The organism is Roseburia sp. 1XD42-69, assembly GCF_003612565.1.
Lineage (GTDB): Bacteria > Bacillota > Clostridia > Lachnospirales > Lachnospiraceae > Roseburia_B.
This window is the reverse complement of record NZ_RAZG01000150.1, coordinates 1-3,267: the sequence shown is the minus strand read 5'-3', so window position 1 is coordinate 3,267 and position 3,267 is coordinate 1. Positions and strand designations below refer to the sequence as shown.

General features: G+C 35.3%; 5 protein-coding genes. 1 reads left to right on the top strand and 4 read right to left on the bottom strand.

From position 1 onward, the window contains the following. Positions 1–18: 18 nt before the first annotated feature. Positions 19–549 carry a helix-turn-helix domain-containing protein gene (locus D7Y06_RS24370; RefSeq protein WP_120410078.1) on the top strand — a complete coding sequence of 177 codons (531 nt, stop codon included), beginning with the start codon at positions 19–21 and terminating at the stop codon, positions 547–549. 364 nt (positions 550–913) lie between these two features. Here the strand turns inward: D7Y06_RS24370 and D7Y06_RS26275 are convergent, their stop codons facing one another. The 4 genes from D7Y06_RS26275 to D7Y06_RS24360 all read right to left on the bottom strand — a co-directional run bounded on the left by D7Y06_RS26275 (position 914) and on the right by D7Y06_RS24360 (position 2,948). Beyond that, positions 914–1,084: a hypothetical protein gene (locus D7Y06_RS26275; RefSeq protein WP_158591494.1), complete on the bottom strand. Its 171-nt coding sequence runs from the start codon at positions 1,082–1,084 to the stop codon at positions 914–916. A 12-nt stretch (positions 1,085–1,096) separates the two neighbouring features. Continuing rightward, positions 1,097–1,297, bottom strand: coding sequence for a hypothetical protein (locus D7Y06_RS27520; protein ID WP_243119501.1), 201 nt, complete (start codon positions 1,295–1,297; stop codon positions 1,097–1,099). 27 nt (positions 1,298–1,324) lie between these two features. Next, a complete protein-coding gene (locus D7Y06_RS27515) occupies positions 1,325–1,717 on the bottom strand; it encodes a hypothetical protein (protein ID WP_243119500.1) in 393 nt (130 codons plus the stop codon). 130 nt (positions 1,718–1,847) lie between these two features. After that, the gene (locus tag D7Y06_RS24360) at positions 1,848–2,948 is read right to left on the bottom strand and encodes a hypothetical protein (RefSeq protein WP_120410077.1); all 1,101 of its coding nucleotides are present in this window, start codon (positions 2,946–2,948) and stop codon (positions 1,848–1,850) included. Positions 2,949–3,267: the final 319 nt, after the last annotated feature.

The window sequence follows — 3,267 nt, the reverse complement described above, 5'->3', positions numbered from 1 at the left end:
AACAAGGAGTGAAACACTATGGCGATTGGCGAAAGAATACATTTTTTCCGCATCATGCGGGGCATGACACAAAAATACCTCGGTATGCTTGTCGGGTTTCCCGAAAAATCAGCGGATGTCCGTCTGGCACAGTACGAAACTGGCTCACGCAAACCGAAGGCAGACTTGACTGCTGCACTGGCGCAGGCTCTTGACGTTGCGCCGCAAGCACTGGACATACCCGACATTGACAGCTACACCGGGCTTATGCACACCTTATTTTCCCTTGAGGACATTTACGGTCTTATTGTCAGTGAAACAGACGGAGAAGTCTGTTTGAAAGTCAACAAAGACAAAAGTAAGGATGCCGCCGAGTTACTGCAAATGCTTACCGCTTGGCAGGAACAGGCTGTAAAACTCTCTGCCGAGGAAATCAGCAGGGAAGATTACGACCAGTGGCGGTACAATTACCCGAAGTTTGACACCACGCAGCATTGGGCAAAAGTTCCCTCTAAGGAATTGAGTGATACCTTGATTGAACAGTTCAAGGACAAACTCAAAACTGATTAACAAGCACAACAAAAAACGCCCTTAGCCATGAGTTCCTACCCACAGCTAAGGGCGTTTCTAATATGGATTTATTTCAGTCATCCAAACCGCTTACAAATCATTCTCCCACCAACAAACCACTCGACAGCAAGAATAATCACACTCAAACAACTGTTATCAATTTGTTATCAAAAGACCTTTCCAAAGCCCGCAAACCAGCATAAACACTGGGTTTACTAAGCATTTTTGTTTATTCGAACTCTTTTTCCGGTTTGATTTTTCATATAAATCTGATGTTATTTCATCGCAAAACCATATCATTTTGATACGGTTTTGTATCTTGTTAATGTGGTTTCAAATCTGCTGTACCCAAATTGTACCCACGCTATTTCTGTGCGCTATTTTTCAAAATCAAAGGTGTCATTTTTTCCATAAGTGCATCTGCGATACGCCTACTTTTGTCATCAAGAATTTTTTTCTTTTGTTCACGAGCCCACTCTACCGCTTTCAGTTGGTCTTCCGGGCGTTCACTTAATACTACATGTTCTTCTGTCATAATATGCACCTCCTATCGTTTCTCATAGTTTATACCTACATTATAACAGTTTTTCAAAAAATAGTCCGCTGCATCCTGCAAATCTTTTATATTTTTTGCTTTATTATTTAAATCCACTGCCTCATTAAGAAGTATAACAGCCTTTTCAAAATCATACTTTCCGTTCTTTACCAAATATGATACACTACCTAAATTTGTAACAACAACCATCATTTTTACAGTTTCATATCTCAATAAAAATTATATGTCTGGCAGTGAAAAAGCCGACAATGACGGATGATTATGCAATACAATTACCACACAGTCTCTCGAAGAACGAATCAAATGATATGATGTCGAATCGCTCAAAGGATCAACGTCATGTTCTGCTCCCAGAGCAATACCGATATAACGCTCTCCCTTTTCTATCAATCTTGCACTCTCAAGGCTATATGTGACTGCTACTTCATTAGAATCATTTTCATCTTTGGAAATCTTCAAAACCTGTCTTGCCAGCTCCTGAAGATTATCATATTCAGTTTCAGGTATTTCTTTATACTGAACATGTGGAACTTTATTAATGGCTTCATCTGTAATCATAATTTTGTGATCACGTTTTTTCGCCATTTCAAGGTCATTTAAATCACTACTCATTTCCAGCCTTCTTTCCGTCTCTACCTAAGATATATGGTTATTAGTTATTGTGACAATGCCGTATCTTTTCTAGCTTCATAGTATGGCTTAGAATTCGGATATCTTTATTTTCATATAAACCAGTACTCTCTTACTTAACTGCGATATCGATTTTACTCTCAATATTCATCTCTAAATGTACTACTCGCTTATTTGTTACAATTTCTAATTTGTTAAGATTACACTGAGCCAATTCCTTTACCTGTGAATCCACCTCTCTAACATTACCTGAATCGATAAGATTACCATCATCATTCCCAATAATATTGCTAATTGCTACTTCGTCATCCTGTGGAATATCAAATATATCTTGCTCATCCATCTGATTATTTACCTTATGTTCTCTGTAGAGCAAATAGCCCAAGAAACCTACCATTGGTCCCGTAACCAACAATGCAATTGCGACAGGACTATTTTTCGTTATTTGTTTCAACTTAATCTGTGTATCAGATTCTTCTCCATTTTTATACATCTGATCCGCATTAATAATTTCTATAGAATGTCCATCCTGATGATAAATTCCTACAATAGGTCTATCAAAACGATTGTATGTATAAGCAAATTTTTTGCTACTTTCTCTCATGATTTTTTCAAATCGATTTCTATTCTTTCTCAAACAAGGTTCCTTCTGACTTTCAAGATTAGTAATTATCATATCTCTCCTTTTAGTATCTGGAGATATATATCTTTCAAACACATCATAAACTTGTTCTTTTGCCCCATCTAACAAAATCTCATAAGCCTGTTCCACAGACCCATTAAATAGCACAGAAAAACTATCTGACAAATAAATACTTCTAATTCTACATTTCAAGTATTTATTTGTTATAGAATTAAGTTTTTTATAAAACTCAAAAAGACAATTAATTTTATAAATATCCTCATTTGGTTCCATAGAAATTAAACGTCCTAAACTATACATTTTTACTATATCATTTTGACCTCCAAAAAATCTATTTCCTTTTTCAAAATATGTTTTATAATTTGTAGAAATCAAAAATGATTTATCCGTCACAAAAATATCTTTTTTATTCACTCCCTCGTTTAGCAAATTGTTGATAATAGAAAGAATAACAAACTTATTATTTACCATTGTCATGGTATCTAGTGTTTTCGTTATTTGCCAGTTAGACATATTAATATCTGCAACACTATTCAATATTACTTCGTACTTTTCATCGCTTGTATACATCTTACTTCTCCTTTCTATTTTCAATGTCTTTTATCTTTATTTCTGTAGCCCATTGACCTGCAAAAGTAAAAAATAAAGCTAACATCAATAAAACATTGGTATCTAATATGCTCATCAATTTCTTTAAGATCAATGTTAACAACTTAGTAGTGGTATGACATTACAACAGGATTAAGCCATTGAACCAACAATAATAGATGATAGGAATGATAAAAATACACTAAAAAAGGGCGGACTTCCCCCTTGGTGCTATCAGCTGTTTTTTCATATAGTGGTTATATTGTAGAATGTAAAGAAGTTGGCATCACCACCTTTCTTA